Source organism: Streptomyces flaveolus (assembly GCF_044765825.1).
Taxonomy (GTDB): domain Bacteria; phylum Actinomycetota; class Actinomycetes; order Streptomycetales; family Streptomycetaceae; genus Streptomyces; species Streptomyces flaveolus.
Genome location: NZ_JBIWKU010000001.1, coordinates 438,027 through 453,534, shown reverse-complemented (window position 1 = coordinate 453,534; position 15,508 = coordinate 438,027). Strand labels below are relative to the sequence as shown.

The following is a 15,508-nucleotide window of genomic DNA, read 5'->3' as shown; positions in this document are numbered from 1 at the left end:
CCCACCCGTAAGAGACGAACACACGGGCCGGTCAGTTCGCGGTCCGGACCGTGACTTTGCCGTCCTGGGTCCGCGCGGTCACCACGTGGGAGCTCGCGTCGTCCCGGGGCACGGACACGTCGACCGACCCGTCGTCGCTGTCGGCGGACACCTTGTACGTGGCCCGGGGCAGGTCGACGGTGACGGAGCCGTCGTCGCTGCGGGTCTCCACCCGGTCGGGGACGGCCCCGAGTTCGAGGCGGACCGAGCCGTCCTTGGTGGTCGCGTCCACCCGGCGCGAGGAGACCTCCGCGCGCAGCGATCCGTCGTCGCTGCGCAGCGCCAGCGGCCCGGTGGAGTCGCTGACGCGCACGGACCCGTCGGCCGTGCGGATGTCCAGCGGGTCCCGGAATCCTCGCGCCCGGACGCTGCCGTCGTCGGTCTTCACCGTGACCGCGATGCCGCGGGGCACCTCCACGCGGTGCTTGGTGGCGCAGTCGGCGATCACGCCGGAGCAGTGCGTCCGCAGCTTCAGCCGGTCGCCGTCCATGCTCCAGGTCACCTCGGGGTCCGAGCCGACGACGACCGAGCCCTTGAACCACCGGGTGACCTCGACCTTGCCCGACGCGTGCCCGTCCGCGGCGACGATCTCCAGCGCGGAGTCGTCGGCGTCGATGGTGAGGGTGCTGCCCGGCAGGGCGAAGGACCGGTGGTCGGGGTCCTTGTCCTCCTCGGCGGAGGAGCAGGCGCTGAGCCCCGCGACGAGGACGGCGACCACGCCGGCGGCGGCGAGGGCACGAGCGGTGACGGTACGGGCGGCCATGACGATCTCCCCCTGGGACGGACGACGAGGCACCGCACCGGAAGGCCCGGTCGGCGGGCTCGGTGCGGTGATACTCCTCGACCGTACGGATCCGGTCCCCGCGCGGGGATCCGGGCCGCTCCCGGATACGGGGTGGGGTTAACCCCCGCCCGGGGCCGGGCCCCGGTGCGTTTGCCGGACAGTGCCCGGGGCCATGTAGGCTGTCGACTCGTCCTGGGTGCGTAGCTCAGGGGTAGAGCGCCTGCCTTACAAGCAGGATGTCGGCGGTTCGAAACCGTCCGCGCCCACCAGGACCGGCACCAGCGCCGGCCGAGAGGCCCCCGGACATCGTCCGGGGGCCTCTCGCGTGCGCCTGCGCTAGGTGTCCTGCCCCGGCCTGTGCTCGTGGGCGTGCTTCAGTTCCGTGCGGGCGTGCACGCGGTCGGGGCCGGTGATCTCGGACCAGTACCGGTGGGTGCTGACGAAGACGGCGAGCTCGCGCTCGCGCTGCCGGAGCTTCTCCACCTCGGCCTGTTCGTCCTCGGACCAGCCGGGCGAGGCGGGGCGCTCGACCTTGCGCCAGCCGTTGTCGTCACTGAAGCCGTCCAGCGGCTCGACGGACCAGGGGAGCCTTTTCAACAGGGCCGACAGCTCGGCCCGGACCTGATGCAGTTCCTCCTGACCGGCGAGGAGATCACTGGGGAAGTCATAGGTCGTAGCCACCCCTCAATGATACGCCTGTTCGAATTTGAGGCGCGCGTTCCCTTCGGTGGTTCATGCGAACGAGTGCCGCAGCGGGCGCGGCCCCTGGACGGGCCCGCGGGTGGAGACTGGAGCCATGTGCCGCAGCATCAAGACGCTTCGCCCGCCCGCGCTGGCCGAGGAGGCCACCGGGGACGAGATCAGGGCCGCCGCCCTGCAGTACGTGCGCAAGGTGTCCGGTTTCCGGGCGCCGGCCGCGCACAACCGGGAGGTTTTCGAACAGGCCGTGGACGCCGTCACCGCGGCGACGGCCGAGCTGCTCGCCGGCCTGGAGGTGCGGGGAGGCGCCGGCGCGCGGCGGGCGAGCTGACGCCGCTGCCGGGACCGGCCTGCCGGACGCCCGCTACGAGGCCTCGGTGGCCCGCGGCTGGCGGCGCATCAGGTACGCCGCGCCCGCCCCCGCACCGAACAGGGCGACGAGGGACACGCCCGTCGCCAGCCAGCTCGCGCCGAGCCACTGGCCGCCGAAGTAGCCGAGGGCGACGCTGTACGCCGCCCAGGACAGCCCGGCGAGGGCGGACCAGGGCAGGAATTCGCGGACCCGGCGGTGGGCGGCTCCGGCGACGAGGGAGACGACCGAGCGGCCGGCCGGGGCGAAACGGGCCAGGACGACGAGGGCGCCTCGGGCGCCCCCGCTGCGGGCGAGTGCGCCGCCCAGACGTTCCTGCGCGGTGGTCAGCCGGCGCGACCGGGCGATCGCCCGGTCCAGGCGGGCTCCGCCGCGCCAGGCCAGGCGGTACACCACCAGGTCACCGAGGACGGAGGCGGTCGTCGCGCACAGCAGGAGGACCAGGATGTCGGGGACGTCGTCCGGCACCCGTCCGGCCGCCGCCGCACCCGAGCCCGCGGCCGCGGCCGTGGCCGCCGTGATCACGAGCACGCCGCTCGGCAGCACCGGCAGGAAGACGTCGAGCAGCACCGAGACGACCACCAGCACATAGATCCATGGGCTGCTGACCAGCGCCGCCACATTCCCGAAACCCTCGACCACCACAACTCCCCTGGCTCCCCCGTGGACCGGACCGTGCCGCGATGCGCGGGGAAACGGCAGGAGCGGTCGATGACAGCCATACAGCGTACGCCCGGGGTGTGACACCTGGTTCACAGGGGGCTCGCGGGCACGGCACGGAGTGTTCACCCGGCCGCCGCACAACGCGAGGCGGCGCCCACCTCGCGGAAGGTGGGCGCCGCACCGGCCGGCTCAGGCCGCGACGGGCGTCCGCTCCGTCGCCTGCTGCTCCGGCTGGGACGTGCGACGGGCCAGGACCCGGTCCAGGCCGAAGGCGCCGGAGCCGGTGAAGACCAGCAGCAGGAAGGCCCAGCAGAACATCGCGGAGGCCTCGCCGCCGTTCTCCATCGGCCACAGGGCTCCCGGCTGGTGCACCTTGAAGTAGGCGTACGCCATCGAGCCCGAGGCGATCAGCGAGGCGGCGCGGGTGCCGAGGCCCAGCAGGACGAAGCCGCCGGCGACGAGCTGGATCACGGCCGCGTACCAGCCCGGCCAGGTGCCGGCCTCTATCGTGCCGCCGGTTCCCGAGGCGCCGCCGAGCACGCCGAAGAGGGAGGCGGCGCCGTGGCAGGCGAAGAGCAGGCCGACGACGATGCGGAACAGGCCGAGGGCGTAGGGCTGGGCGCTGTCGAGGCGTCCGGACATGTGGGGGGTGCTCCTTCGGTCGGGCCGGCCCGTGGGGGGAGCCGGTGGGGACGGAACCGAGTGGGCTGCCCACGTTAGGTGTCCCTAAGCAGTACTTGCAAGTTCAACATTTGGCCATGACTTCACCAGCGGTTGCCGACGCTCCGCATCCGTCCCGGCTGGTGGGAGCGCTCCCATGGAAGGGAGCGCTCCGCCCCCGCGTGACTGGTTTCCTACCCGGACCGGCCGGTCGCCTATGCCAGCTCCCTGTCCGTGACCGTCCGCAGTGCCGTCGTCCCGTCGCGCTCCGCGCGGGCCTGCTCCAGGCGCAGCCGGGCCGAGCGCCCGCGCAGGGTCAGCGTCATGAGCTGGTTGCCGAACCAGGGGCCGCCGGTCCTTCGCCAGGAGACCGCCGGAGGCGAACAGCGCCCGTGCCGGGCGATGCGCCGCCCGAGAGCGCGCGCCGGGGCGCTCCAGCCGAAGCGGAAGCCGAGCCGCATCGACAGCGGCACGGAGTTGTGCACGGGGGAGCAGGTCAGCTGCACGACCCGGGCGTCGGTGTCCCGGCCCGGCCAGGACGGTTCGGCCACGTAGGCGTGGTGGACGTCACCCGACAGCACGCTCACCGTCGCCGGCGCCCCCGGTCCCGTCCCGGCGTCGGCGATCAGGCCGGCGAGCGCGTCGAACGAGGCCGGGAAGGCCGGCCAGTGCTCCAGGTCCGCCCCGCGCCTGATCCGCTCCCCGAGCCGGGCCCAGCGGGCGCCCCGCTCGCCGCCGCACACCGCGGCGTTCCACGCTTCGAGGTCGTGGACGAGATGGGGCAGCAGCCAGGGCAGGGAGGTGCCGACGAGGAGGTGGTCGTAGGGGGCCTCGCCGTCGTCCCGCCCGTCCAGCACCTGCTCGCGCAGCCAGGCGGCCTCGCCCGGGTCGAGCATCGAACGCCGGTCCTCGGCCAGGACCCGGGCGGCGCGGGAGTCCACCATCACCAGCCGCACCCGGCCGAAGTCGCGCCGGTAGCTCCAGCGCACGGAGGCCGGGTCGGTGTCGGCCCGGGCGGCGAAGTCGCGCAGCGCGTCGGTGCCGTCGGGAGTGGCGCGGACGGCCGCGTAGAGCGGGTCGGCGGCCAGGTCGGCCGGGGAGAGGTTCCCCAGGTGCTGGTACACCCAGTACGACATCAGGCCGCTCAGGATCCGCTCGCGCCACCAGTCGGTGGCCCGCATGTCGGCGACCCAGGCGGCCGAGGTGTTCCAGTCGTCGATCACGTCGTGGTCGTCGAAGACCATGCACGAGGGCACGGTGGACAGCAGCCAGCGCACCTCCGGGTCGCCCCACGACTCGTCGTAGAGCCGGGTGTACTCGGCGTAGTCGGCGACCTGGTCGCCCGGCGGCTCCGCCAGGTCGCGGCGCCCCGCGATCCAGCGGCGGGTCGCGTCGGAGACCTCGTCGGCGTACACCTGGTCCCCGAGCAGCAGCAGGACGTCGGGCCGCGCGCCCTCCGGGTCTGCCGCGACGCGGGCCGAGAGGGTGTCCAGGGCGTCCGGACCCACCCGGTCCTTCCCGCCGGCCGGCGGCGCGGCCCAGCGGCAGGAGCCGAAGGCGACGCGCACGCCCTCCTCGCCGGCGGGCGTGGCGATCACCGAGGGCGGGAAGCGGGAGTCCGGCGGCGGCCACACGTGCGCGCCGTCGAGGAACATCTCGTACTCCGTCGCCGTCCCGGGCGTCAGTCCGGTCACCGGGACCAGGACGTAGTGGTGGCCCGCGATCTGGAAGGTGCGGGCCGTGCCGATCGCGCCGTCGGCGCAGCGCACCTCGGCGGTGCAGGGACGGCTCGTCTCGGCCCAGATGGTCGCGGACGAGCCGTCGTTGTACCTCAGCAGTGGTCCCAGGCGCAGTCCCGCCATGGCGATCCCCTCCTCCGTCGCCCCGTACGGTACGGAACGACGGAGGGCGGCGGGGAGTGTCCGCGCCGGAACCGGGGCCTCAGCAGCTCGCGAGCTGGTTCTGCAGCGCAGATTTCTCGGCGGAGTCCACGGAGAGGCCGTAGTAGTACTTCACCTGCACCCAGGCGCGTACGTACGTGCACCGGTAGGCGGTGCGGGAGGGCAGCCAGGTGGCCGGGTCCTGGTCGCCCTTGGCCTGGTTGACGTTGTCGGTGACGGCGAGGAGCTGCGGGCGGGTCAGGTCGTTGGCGAACGCCTGGCGGCGGGAGGTGGTCCAGCCGCTCGCGCCGGAGTCCCAGGCCTCGGCGAGCGGCACGAGGTGGTCGATGTCCAGGTCGGAGGCGGCGGTCCAGGTGGCGCCGTCGTAGGGGGAGTACCAGCTGCCCGCGGTGGCGGCGCAGGCGGAGTCGGTGACGACGCCCGAGCCGTCGCGCTTGAGGACCGTCTCACGGGTGTTGCAGGTGCCCGACTGGGTGATCCAGTGCGGGAAGAGGTCGCGGTCGTAGCCGGTGCGGTTCTCGGTGGCCACCGTGAGGGAGGCGAGGTAGGAGCGGGCGGTGGCGGCGCTCACCGGGGTGGGCAGCGCGGCGGAGGCGGCCGGGCCGTTGAACAGCCCGGCGGAGGCTATGAGTCCGGTGAGCGCGGCGAGCGTGGCGAGGCGTCGACGCGCGTAGAACTTCGGCATGCGAACTCCCTTGGGGTGTGGGGGTCTTGGGCGCGAGCGAGGGAATGCTCGCGACGCCGCATGGCGCACAGATGTGCGGCCGGTAAGAAGTTAGTGACGTGTGCATGGCACGTCTATAAGCGCGACGGGACTTTCGCCCCCTGGGGCCGACCGGGTGCTCGCGTACCATGGACGGCGCAGAAGGGGAGTAGCTCTTCGCCGGACCGTCGACATACTGCTCAGCTCGTCTGAGCCGGCGCCCGGAGGCGGACCTCGTTCACGGGGCCGTCAGCGAGACCTTCGGCAAGCAGTGCACGCCCGTTCCGTACGGCGGGCGACCGTGTGCTGCCGTGCCGAGGTGTCGTTCGCGCAGGACCAGCACTCTCGGCGGGGTGGCCCCGACCGATAGAGGATTCCTTGATCAGCCTGACCGTGACGGCGCTCGTCTTCGGCGTCGTCTTCCTCGCCGAACTGCCGGACAAGACCGCGCTCGCCGGTCTCGTCCTCGGCACCCGCTACCGCGCGTCGTACGTCTTCGCCGGCGTCGCCGCCGCCTTTCTCCTGCACGTCGTGCTCGCGGTCGCGGCCGGCAGCGTGCTGACCCTGCTGCCGCAGCAGATCGTGCACGCGCTGACGGGTGTGCTGTTCCTGGGCGGCGCCGCGGTGCTGCTGATGAAGAAGGACGACGAGGACGAGGAGATCCGCAAGCCCGAGGACCAGTCCTTCTGGAAGGTCGCCGGGGCGGGCTTCATGCTCATCCTGGTCGCCGAGTTCGGCGACCTCACGCAGATCATGACGGCGAACCTCGCGGCCCGCTACGACGACCCGATCTCCGTCGGCCTGGGTGCGGTGCTCGCGCTGTGGGCGGTGGCCGGGCTCGGCATCGTCGGCGGGAAGGCCCTGATGAAGCGGGTGCCGCTGGCGCTGATCACCAAGGTCGCGGCGCTGTTGATGCTGGGGCTCGGCGTGTGGAGTCTGTGGGAGGCGGTCGCGGGCTGAGCGGCGATGCGCTGCGCGCCGCGTGCCGCGTGTCGCGCTGCTGTGCGGGCGAACGGGGGGTGAACGTTCGTCCGGGCGGTGGCGCGATCCCCACGCTGTTTTGTACCGTAGAGAAACAAAGTGGCTCCCGCCCGTTTTCCCTGACCGGCGGGCGGGGCCGCCTTGTTCCCTCCCCGCGCCTTGGAGTCTGCCGATGACGGCCACCACCACTGTTCTTCCCGCCCGTGCCCTGCTGCTCGACATGGACGGCACCCTCGTCAACTCGGACGCCGCCGTCGAGCGCGTGTGGCGGCGCTGGGCCGACCGGCACGGGCTGGACGGCGACGAGGTCATGAAGGTCGTCCACGGGCGGCAGGGGTACGCCTCGATGACGCTGCTGCTGCCGGACCGGCCGATGGAGCAGAACCACGCGGACAACGCGCGGATGCTCGCCGAGGAGACCGCCGACACCGAGGGTGTCGTGGAGATCGCCGGGGCGCGGGAGTTCCTCGCCTCGCTGCATGGGCTGCCGCACGCGCTGGTGACCTCCGCGGACGTCGCGCTGTCCACGGCGCGGATGGCTGCCGCGGGGCTGGCGCTGCCGGACGTGCGGGTGACCGCGGAGTCGGTCGGCGCGAGCAAGCCCGACCCGGAGGGGTTCCTCAAGGGCGCGGCCGAACTGGGTGTCGCCCCGGCGGACTGCATCGTCTTCGAGGACTCCGGGGCGGGGATCACGGCGGCGCGGGCGGCGGGGATGCGGGTCGTGGGGGTCGGGCCCCGGGCCGGTGTGCACGGGCCGGATGTGGTGGTGGGGGACCTGACGGAGGTCCGGGTGGAGGCCGACGGGCGTGGGGGACTGCGGCTGCACGTGGGCTGACGGCGCCGGCCGGCGTCGAGGGCGCCCGGTGTCCGGGGTGCCGGCGTGGGTGCGGGGCCGCCCTTGGCGGCACGATTGCCCGCGGATCACGTGTCCGTGGTGCGCGGCGTGGGTGCGGGGGTCCGCGGGTGGGGTGTGTGGCCCGGCGTTGGCGGGGTGCCGCCGCGCCCACCCGTGCCGCCCCTGGCGGCACGATTGCCCGCGGATCACGTGTCCGTGGTGCACGGCGTGGGTGCGGGGGTCCGCGGGTGGGGTGCGTGGCCCGGCGTTGGCGGGGTGCCGCCGCGCCCACCCGTGCCGCCCCTGGCGGCACGATTGCCCGCGGCTGAGCGGGTGAAGGCCCGCGGCTGGGCGGGTGGAGGCCCGCGGCTGGGCGGGTGGAGGCCCGCGGCTGAGCGGGTGGAGGTCCGCGGTTGGGCGCGCAAAGGTCCGCGGCTGGGCGGGTGGAGGTCCGCGGCTGAGCGGGTGGAGGTCCGCGGTTGGGCGCGCAAAGGTCCGCGGCTGGGCGGGTGGAGGCCCGTGAGGGTGGGGTTGTCGTGCCCGGTGTCAGGGCTGGTGGGTTTCTGATTCCAGCATGTGGCGGGTGGTCTCGCCGTAGACGCCCAGGTCGTCGGTGCGGATGCCGCGGGCCCACTGGTAGGTGCGGACCGAGTCCTCCACCTGGTGGTTGTAGTTGCCGTTGATGTCGCCCGTGTACAGGTGAAGCTGGGCCAGGCGCTGCTGGAGTTCCGTGACCTCGGCGCCGCGGTCGCCGCGGTGCAGGGTGCCGCCGCCGTCGTAGCGGTCGTCGTCCTCCCCGTCGGCCCCAGGGGCCAGGGCCGGGGCGCTCGGCGTGGTCGCGGTCGGCTCCGGCGACCGGGACGGTGTCGGTGACGTGCTCGACGCCGACGGGGACGGCGAGGGCGACGACGAGGACGAGGGCGATGACGAGGGGCTCACGCTCGCCGACGCGGACGGGGACGCGGTGGCCGGTTCGGACGGCGTGGCGCTCGGCTCCGGTGCCGTCGAGGACGCGGGGGCCGACGGGGCCGGCACGCTCGCCCGGACCTCGTCCGGCAGGGCGTCGTCCCGCGACGGCGACTCGTAGGAGAACAGCCCGCTCGCGTACCCGGCCGCCCCCACCACGACCACGACCGCCCCGGCGGCGCCGAGCAGCACGCCCCGCCGCCGTCCGCGCGGCCGGCGGCCACCGGTGCCCTCCGGCACGGGCTCCAGGGGCGCCGTCGTGTCGAACAGGCGCAGGTCCTGGTCGCTGGGCGCACCGGCCGAGGGCGCCAGGGGCGTGGGCAGCGCGGAGGTCGCCTCCGTGGCCGGGGGCACGGCGGACGCCCCGGCGTCGACGGCGCGCAGCGTCATGGTGGCGTCCGGGTCCGCCGCCCGCGGGGCCGGCTCCGGGGGCGCCGTGGGCTCACCGGTGCCGTCCAGCTCGACGTACGGCCGTATCCGCAGCGGATCGAAGTCCTCCGCGGCCGCCGCCTGCGCCGCACGCTCGTCGCGCAGGGCGTCGGCCGCGCGGGACCCGCACGCGCAGGACGGCGTGTTGTCCGCCTCCCTGGGCGCTCCGCACTCCGGGCACGGATGCTCCGGGGGCCGCCCCTGCGGCCTCCGCGGCTCCTGCGACGGCTTCTGCTGCTGCTCCACGCTCGTCCCTCCCCTCGCGACTCCCCTCGCGACCTCCAGAGATTATGCAGATCTTCTCCACAGTCGCGCGTACACGCCCCCGGAACACCCGCCTCCCGCAGGACTGAACAGGCCATAACCGGTCACACCGATCAGGATGGAGTGTGGGTGGCGGCACCCCTGACTCAGCGCCGGGAGGTCTTCGATGGCAGCGGAAGTGCGCGAAGTGACGGAGCCGGTACGGCCCGAGGACCGCGAAGAGGTCCCCGGCAGCGTCCTGGTCCCGATCGGGGCCCTGCTCCTCGGCATGCTGCTCGCCGCCCTCGACCAGACCATCGTGTCGACGGCGCTGCCCACCATCGTCAGCGACCTGGGCGGGCTCGAGCACCTGTCCTGGGTGGTCACCGCGTACCTGCTGGCCGCGACCGCCGCGACCCCGCTGTGGGGCAAGCTCGGCGACCAGTACGGCCGCAAGAAGCTGTTCCAGACGGCGATCGGGATCTTCCTGGTCGGCTCCGCGCTGTGCGGCCTCGCGCAGAGCATGCCCGAGCTGATCGCCTTCCGCGCCTTGCAGGGCCTGGGCGGCGGCGGGCTGATGGTGCTGTCGATGGCGATCGTCGGCGACCTGGTCTCCCCTCGTGAACGCGGCCGCTACCAGGGCCTGTTCGGCGCGGTGTTCGGCGCGACCAGCGTGCTCGGGCCGCTGCTCGGCGGGGTCTTCACCGAGCATCTGAACTGGCGCTGGGTCTTCTACATCAACCTGCCCGTCGGCGTCGTCGCGCTCGCCGTGATCGCCGCGGTCCTGCACATCCCGCACCGGGCGACCCGGCACGTCATCGACTACCTGGGCACCCTGCTCATCGCCTCCGTCGCCACCTGCCTGGTGCTGGTCGCCTCGCTCGGCGGCACGACCTGGGCGTGGGGATCGCCGCAGATCATCGGCCTGGCGGTGCTGGGCGTCGCCCTGGCCGCCGTCTTCGTGGCGGTGGAGCGCAGGGCCGCCGAGCCCGTCCTGCCGCTCAAGCTCTTCCGCGTCCGCACCTTCACGCTCTCCGCCGTCATCAGCTTCGTCGTCGGCTTCGCGATGTTCGGCGCCATGACCTACCTGCCCACGTTCCTCCAGGTCGTGCAGGGTGTCAGTCCGACCATGTCCGGTGTGCACATGCTGCCGATGGTGGTCGGCGTCCTGCTGGCCTCGACCGGTTCCGGGCAGATCGTCAGCCGCACCGGCCGCTGGAAGGTCTTCCCCGTCGCGGGCACCGCCGTCACCACCTTCGGCCTGCTCCTGCTGCACCGGCTCGACGAGAACAGCTCGACCGCCGAGATGAGCGTCTACTTCTTCGTCTTCGGCGTGGGCCTCGGCCTGGTGATGCAGGTCCTCGTCCTCATCGTGCAGAACGCCGTCCCCTACGAGGACCTGGGCGTCGCCACCTCCGGCGCCACCTTCTTCCGCTCCATCGGCGCGGCCTTCGGCGTCGCCGTCTTCGGCACGGTCTTCGCGAGCCGCCTCGGCGACAAGCTCACCGACGCCTTCCGCGGCGCGCAGCTCCCGCCCGGCTTCTCCACGGACTCGCTCAAGGCCGACCCGCGCGGCATCGGCGCCCTGCCCCCCGCCCTGCGTCCGGAGGCCCTGCACGCCTACGCGTCCGCCATCACCGACGTCTTCCTGTACGCCGCCCCCGTCGCCCTGCTCGGCTTCGCGCTGGCCTGGTTCCTGAAGGAGGACCGGCTGCGCGGCTCGGTCACGGCGCCCGACGGCAGCCAGACCTTCGCCAGCAACCCGGTCGAACGGTCCTCGCACGACGAGGTGTGCCGCGCCCTGTCGGTGCTCGGCACCCGCGAGGGCCGCCGGGAGATCTACCGGCGGATCACCGAACGGGCGGGCTACGACCTGCTGCCGGCGGCGAGCTGGATGCTGCTGCGGGTCAGGAAGTACGGCCGGGTGGAGCCGGCCGTGCTCGCCGAGCGCAGCACCGTTCCGCTGGCCGCCGTCATGGCGGCCGCCCGCCAGGTGGAGGAGCGGCACCTCGCCGTCCGTGAGGGCCCCGACCTGGTCCTGACCGACCGGGGCCGCGAGGCCGCCGAGCGTCTGGCGACGGCCCGGGAGGACTCCCTGGCCGAGCTGCTGGGCGACTGGTGGGGGCCGGACCGCCCGACCGACCTGGTGCGGCTGGTGAAGGAGCTCAGCGGTGAGCTGTGCGGCTCGGAGCGGGAGCGCCCGCACGACCAGCGCACCCTGACCCGGACCGCCTGACCCCCGTCAGACGGCGGCCCGGGCCAGCGGCTTGGTGAACCAGTGCTCGGCGTACGGGTCGTCCTTGTACGCCTCGGTCTCCGTGTAGCCGAGCCGCGCGTACAGGGCACGGGCCTCGACGAGGTCGCCGCGCGTGTCGAGGACGATCCGCGCGGCCCCGAGCTCCCGTGCGGCCTCCTCGGCGGCCCCGACGAGCAGCGCGGCACCGCCCCGGCCGCGCAGGCCCTCCCGCAGGAACACCCGGGTCAGCTCGGCGGTCGTGCCGTCCCGCAGCCGCACGCCCGCGGTGCCGGCCGGCTCACCGGCGTACCGCGCCACCAGCAGCCGGCCCCGGGGCGGGGCCAGGTCGGCGCCGGACTGCGCGGCGATCTCCCGCTCCAGCTCGGCCGGGTCGGTGCGCCGGCCCTCGTGCAGCAGGTACCAGCGGTCGCTGACCTCCGTGTAGTACGCGCGCCACAGGGCGGCGGCGACGGGGGAGTCGTACGGTTCCGGGGCGACGGTCCAGGTCATGACCTGCATTGTCCGGACCGGCCGGCGCGGTGCGCGAGCGTATTTTCCCACCGCCGCGCCGCCGGCGCTTCCCGTGCGCCGTTTGAGGGGACCCTGCGCGGCAACACGGAGTGCGAACCGGCCGCTCGGAGAGCCGGTTGGGCCGAGAACCCGGAAGGCACACATGTCCACAGGCGTGATCATTGCTCTGATCGTGATCGTGGCGGCCGTGCTCGTCGTCGCGGCCGTCCTGGCCTCGCGCGCGCGGGGCTCCCACGGCGGGAACCTGAAGCGGCGCTTCGGGCCGGAGTACGACCGGGCCGTGGCCCGGCACGACGGCGACACCAAGGCCGCCGAGCGTGAACTGGCCGAGCGTGTCGAACGGCACGGGTCGCTGCACACGAGGCAGCTGGACGCGGCCGAGCGCGAGCGGTTCGAGGCGCGCTGGACGGCCGCGCAGGAGCGCTTCGTCGACTCCCCGCGCGAGGCGGTCGCGGAGGCGGACCGGCTGATCGCCGAGGTGGCCGGCGCCCGCGGCTTCCCGGACGGCGGACAGTACGAGGAGCAGCTCGCCGCGCTGTCCGTGCACCACGCCCACCACGTCGACGGCTACCGGCGCGTGCACCGCGTGACCCACGCCCGCGTGGACGGCGCGCAGGACAGCGGTGCGGGCACGGAGGAGATGCGCGCGTCCCTCGTCGAGGCGCGCGCCCTGTTCGAGGACCTGGTGCGCCCGGCCCGCCACGACGGCGGCCGGCACCGGACCGAGGCGGAGGGCGACCGGCCCGCACCCGCCCGGGCGCAGCACACCTGGTCGTTCAGCAAGCGCCAGCCGAAGGAGAGTTGAGCCACATGTCCGACGTGACCCGGCAGCCCGGCGGCAACCCCGCCGAACGAGACACGCAGACCCCCGACGCCCGCGGAGAGACCGCGCTGGGCACGGGCCCGGCGAGCGGCACCCAGGCCGGCCACGGCGCCGGCCCGGCAGGCGGCATCGACCCGGCGCCCGGCGCGCACGCCGATCAGGGCGCCGGTATCCGCGCCGGCCGCGACGCGGGCATCGGTGCCGACCACGGCACCGGCCCGGCGCCCGGCGCCACCACCCCGGCGCCCGGCGCGCGAGCCGACCACGGCGTCGGCACCCGCGACGACGTGAGCCCCGGCCTGCGGACCCGCGCCACCGGCACGGGCACCCGTACGGGCACCGGCAACGACACCGGCGCCGGTACCCGCGCCGAAGGCGCCGCGGGCACGCACGGGCTGCTGCCGCACGAGGAGTGCGACAGGCTCGGGCAGCGGCTCCAGCACGCCGTGGCGGAGTTCGTCGACGCCCCGCGGGCTTCCGTGGAGGAGGCCGACCGCGTCCTGGAGGAGCTCGCCGCCCGCTTCACGGACGCCGTCGCGCACCGCCGCCGCACCCTGCGCACCTCCTGGCAGGAGACCGGCGAGCAGACCCGCGCGACGAGCACCGACACCGAACAGCTCCGCCTGGCCCTGCGGGACTACCGCGAGCTGGCCGACCGGCTCATGCACGTGTGACGCGCAGGCGTCACCGCTCCGTCCGGCGCTCCCGCCATCGCCCTACGACCTCTTCGACGTCGTAGGGCTTCAGTCCCAGCGGGGGCCCGGGCGGCGGCTTGAACATGACGTCGCGGATCTTGACGTTGATCTGCTCGACGATCCTGCGGGCGGCGCCCTCCGTCGGGGCGTCCACCGCCGCCGCGAGCGCGTCCTCCGCCTCCTTGCGCAGGGCCAGCGTCGGCGGCAGCACGGAGAGACCTTCGCGGGCCATCTTCCGCTTGACCCACCACAGTTCGTCGTACGTGCTCTCCACGTCGCTCGGGAGGGGTTTGCCCGCTCCCGGCAGCCGGTCGAACTCGCCGCGGGCGTCCGCGTCGCGGATCTGCTTGTCGACCCAGGACTCGAAGTCGACGCCGGGTGGCTTTCGCTCGGTCATGACCCCATTGTGCCGGACACCACACGACCGGCCGATCTATCATGCGGCGGCGACAAGCCAACGCCCAGCCGGGACGTCTCGAAGGAGCGCACGTGCTCGAACTGACCATGGCCGCCGTCACCGCGGCGGACGCGGGCGCCACCGCCGGCATGCAGATGGCCGACGCGCCCAGCGAGCCGGGCGCGGTGCTGCGGGTGGGCCGGGACAGGTCCGTGTGCCGGCTGTCGACGCCGGACGACTGGCTGTTCGTCTCCCGGGTCCACCTGGAGTTCCGCTGCGGCCCCGACGGCACCTGGCAGTTGACCTGGCTGCGCGGCTCGCAGCCGGACCCGTCCTCGGAGGTCCGGCTGACCGTCGGCGCGCACACGCAGACCCTCGTCTACGGCGGCACCGTGCCGCTGCCCAGGGGCGGCAGCGGCGAGATCGTCGTCCAGGACCGCACCGAGCCGCGCAGCGTCAACGTCGGCTTCTACCACGAGGTGTGAGCCGGCGCCCGGCCGCGCTCAGGCCAGTACGCGGGCCAGCGCGAAGCCGTCGTAGCCCTTGCTGCCGACCGTCTGGACGGCGGTGCCGCTGAGCCGCGGATGACTGCCGATCATCTCGATGGCGGCGCGGGTGCCGCGCACGTCCTCGGCGTCGCTGCCGGCGTCGGCCACGTGCCCGCCGCGGACCACGTTGTCCAGGACGATCAGGCTGCCGGTGCTGGTGAGCCGCAGCGCCCACTCCAGGTAGTGCGGGTTGTTGCCCTTGTCGGCGTCGATGAAGACCAGGTCGAAGGGGGGCGGGTTGTCGTCGGCGAGCTTCGGCAGCGACTCCAGCGCCGGGCCCACGCGCACGTCGACGACGGACTCCAGGCCGGCACGGGCGATGTTGCGGACGGCGACCTCGGCGTGCCGGGCGCTGTACTCCAGGGTGACGAGGCGGCCGTCGGCGGGCAGGGCACGGGCCAGCCAGATGGTGCTGTAGCCGCCGAGGGTGCCGATCTCCAGGATGGTGCGGGCGCCCTGGACCTGGGCGAGCAGATGGAGGAGCTTGCCCTGGGTGGCGGTGACGGCCACCGGCGGCAGCCCGGCGGCGTCGCTCTCCCGCAGGGCGGCCTCCAGGGCGTCGTCCCCCGGTGCGAGGTGGTGGGTGAAGTAGGCGTCGACGTCGTCCCAGAGCCGTGAGTCGCTCATGCCGGGGAGGCCTCCCGTACGCGTGGTTAGCACTTCTAAATAGATGCGCTAACGAATATAGACGCGCGGGGAGGCCACGTCCCGGAGCCGACGGAGGTCCCCCGGGGCGTGTCTCCGCCCTCGCACCATCCCGCCCGCGGTGCGCCCCCGCCGGCGGAGCGGGATTCCCGGTCGCGTCGGGCCCGCGCGGCCTTGGGCGTATGCGCGCGTCCTGGTGTTCCCGTCGGCAGGGCGGGTCCCCGGCAGGTGGGTAGTACCCGCCGCTGTGTCCCGCCCGGTCCTGCGCATCCGCGCCTGCCCTGGTGTGTTCCCGCCGGCGACACGCCCCCAGGCTGCGCGGCCCCCGGCGGCACGGGCCCCCGGGTGGGGCGGGCACAT

The 15,508-nt window shown here is 74.0% G+C and carries 17 protein-coding genes and 1 tRNA gene; 8 read left to right on the top strand and 10 right to left on the bottom strand.

The features are described 5' to 3' along the window. Positions 1-31: 31 nt before the first annotated feature. Positions 32-802, bottom strand: a complete 771-nt coding sequence (locus ACIRG6_RS02085; protein ID WP_364677336.1) for a DUF4097 family beta strand repeat-containing protein — start codon at positions 800-802, stop codon at positions 32-34. Between the two features lie 215 nt (positions 803-1,017). Between ACIRG6_RS02085 and ACIRG6_RS02080 the strand changes: the two genes are divergently transcribed. Continuing rightward, positions 1,018-1,092, top strand: a tRNA-Val gene (locus ACIRG6_RS02080). A 67-nt stretch (positions 1,093-1,159) separates the two neighbouring features. Here the strand turns inward: ACIRG6_RS02080 and ACIRG6_RS02075 are convergent. Further along, a complete protein-coding gene (locus ACIRG6_RS02075; RefSeq protein ID WP_350719632.1) occupies positions 1,160-1,504 on the bottom strand; it encodes a hypothetical protein in 345 nt (114 codons plus the stop codon). A 115-nt stretch (positions 1,505-1,619) separates the two neighbouring features. Here ACIRG6_RS02075 and ACIRG6_RS02070 point away from each other — a divergent pair, with 115 nt between their 5' ends. Beyond that, positions 1,620-1,853: a DUF2277 domain-containing protein gene (locus tag ACIRG6_RS02070; protein ID WP_225638283.1), complete on the top strand. Its 234-nt coding sequence runs from the start codon at positions 1,620-1,622 to the stop codon at positions 1,851-1,853. 33 nt (positions 1,854-1,886) lie between these two features. On the opposite strand, the gene ACIRG6_RS02065 is transcribed toward ACIRG6_RS02070, so the two are convergent. The 4 genes from ACIRG6_RS02065 to ACIRG6_RS02050 form a co-directional block, all read right to left on the bottom strand. Next, entirely contained in the window at positions 1,887-2,534 is a 648-nt protein-coding gene (locus tag ACIRG6_RS02065; protein WP_239768341.1) for a DedA family protein, read from the bottom strand. A 210-nt stretch (positions 2,535-2,744) separates the two neighbouring features. Then, a complete protein-coding gene (locus tag ACIRG6_RS02060; protein WP_364817579.1) occupies positions 2,745-3,197 on the bottom strand; it encodes a DoxX family protein in 453 nt (150 codons plus the stop codon). Positions 3,198-3,430: 233 nt separating this feature from the next. Further along, entirely contained in the window at positions 3,431-5,077 is a 1,647-nt protein-coding gene (locus tag ACIRG6_RS02055; protein WP_403320264.1) for an alkaline phosphatase D family protein, read from the bottom strand. 79 nt (positions 5,078-5,156) lie between these two features. Continuing rightward, the gene (locus ACIRG6_RS02050; RefSeq protein ID WP_350719626.1) at positions 5,157-5,801 is read right to left on the bottom strand and encodes an HNH endonuclease family protein; all 645 of its coding nucleotides are present in this window, start codon (positions 5,799-5,801) and stop codon (positions 5,157-5,159) included. A 396-nt stretch (positions 5,802-6,197) separates the two neighbouring features. Here ACIRG6_RS02050 and ACIRG6_RS02045 point away from each other — a divergent pair, with 396 nt between their 5' ends. Together ACIRG6_RS02045 and ACIRG6_RS02040 are read left to right on the top strand one after the other, a co-directional pair. Further along, entirely contained in the window at positions 6,198-6,779 is a 582-nt protein-coding gene (locus ACIRG6_RS02045; RefSeq protein ID WP_239768346.1) for a TMEM165/GDT1 family protein, read from the top strand. 193 nt (positions 6,780-6,972) lie between these two features. Beyond that, positions 6,973-7,635, top strand: coding sequence for an HAD family hydrolase (locus ACIRG6_RS02040; protein ID WP_403320262.1), 663 nt, complete (start codon positions 6,973-6,975; stop codon positions 7,633-7,635). 546 nt (positions 7,636-8,181) lie between these two features. On the opposite strand, the gene ACIRG6_RS02035 is transcribed toward ACIRG6_RS02040, so the two are convergent. Then, a complete protein-coding gene (locus ACIRG6_RS02035; RefSeq protein ID WP_403320260.1) occupies positions 8,182-9,276 on the bottom strand; it encodes a peptidoglycan-binding domain-containing protein in 1,095 nt (364 codons plus the stop codon). 184 nt (positions 9,277-9,460) lie between these two features. On the opposite strand from ACIRG6_RS02035, the gene ACIRG6_RS02030 reads away from it, so the two are divergent. Beyond that, a complete protein-coding gene (locus ACIRG6_RS02030; protein ID WP_403320257.1) occupies positions 9,461-11,509 on the top strand; it encodes an MDR family MFS transporter in 2,049 nt (682 codons plus the stop codon). A 6-nt stretch (positions 11,510-11,515) separates the two neighbouring features. Here ACIRG6_RS02030 and ACIRG6_RS02025 read toward each other — a convergent pair whose 3' ends face one another. Further along, complete coding sequence (locus ACIRG6_RS02025; RefSeq protein WP_189228022.1) at positions 11,516-12,019, bottom strand: GNAT family N-acetyltransferase; 504 nt, start codon at positions 12,017-12,019, stop codon at positions 11,516-11,518. A gap of 163 nt (positions 12,020-12,182) precedes the next feature. On the opposite strand from ACIRG6_RS02025, the gene ACIRG6_RS02020 reads away from it, so the two are divergent. Both ACIRG6_RS02020 and ACIRG6_RS02015 read left to right on the top strand, forming a co-directional pair. Then, positions 12,183-12,845 (top strand): hypothetical protein, encoded by a 663-nt coding sequence (locus tag ACIRG6_RS02020; RefSeq protein WP_350719617.1) that lies wholly within the window; start codon positions 12,183-12,185, stop codon positions 12,843-12,845. A gap of 5 nt (positions 12,846-12,850) precedes the next feature. After that, positions 12,851-13,537, top strand: coding sequence for a hypothetical protein (locus tag ACIRG6_RS02015; protein WP_364677351.1), 687 nt, complete (start codon positions 12,851-12,853; stop codon positions 13,535-13,537). A gap of 10 nt (positions 13,538-13,547) precedes the next feature. On the opposite strand, the gene ACIRG6_RS02010 is transcribed toward ACIRG6_RS02015, so the two are convergent. Then, complete coding sequence (locus ACIRG6_RS02010) at positions 13,548-13,955, bottom strand: DnaJ family domain-containing protein (RefSeq protein ID WP_364677352.1); 408 nt, start codon at positions 13,953-13,955, stop codon at positions 13,548-13,550. A 92-nt stretch (positions 13,956-14,047) separates the two neighbouring features. Here ACIRG6_RS02010 and ACIRG6_RS02005 point away from each other — a divergent pair, with 92 nt between their 5' ends. Continuing rightward, positions 14,048-14,440, top strand: coding sequence for an FHA domain-containing protein (locus ACIRG6_RS02005; RefSeq protein ID WP_239768364.1), 393 nt, complete (start codon positions 14,048-14,050; stop codon positions 14,438-14,440). Positions 14,441-14,458: 18 nt separating this feature from the next. Here the strand turns inward: ACIRG6_RS02005 and ACIRG6_RS02000 are convergent, their stop codons facing one another. After that, positions 14,459-15,130: an O-methyltransferase gene (locus ACIRG6_RS02000; protein ID WP_239768366.1), complete on the bottom strand. Its 672-nt coding sequence runs from the start codon at positions 15,128-15,130 to the stop codon at positions 14,459-14,461. Between the last annotated feature and the right edge of the window lie 378 nt (positions 15,131-15,508).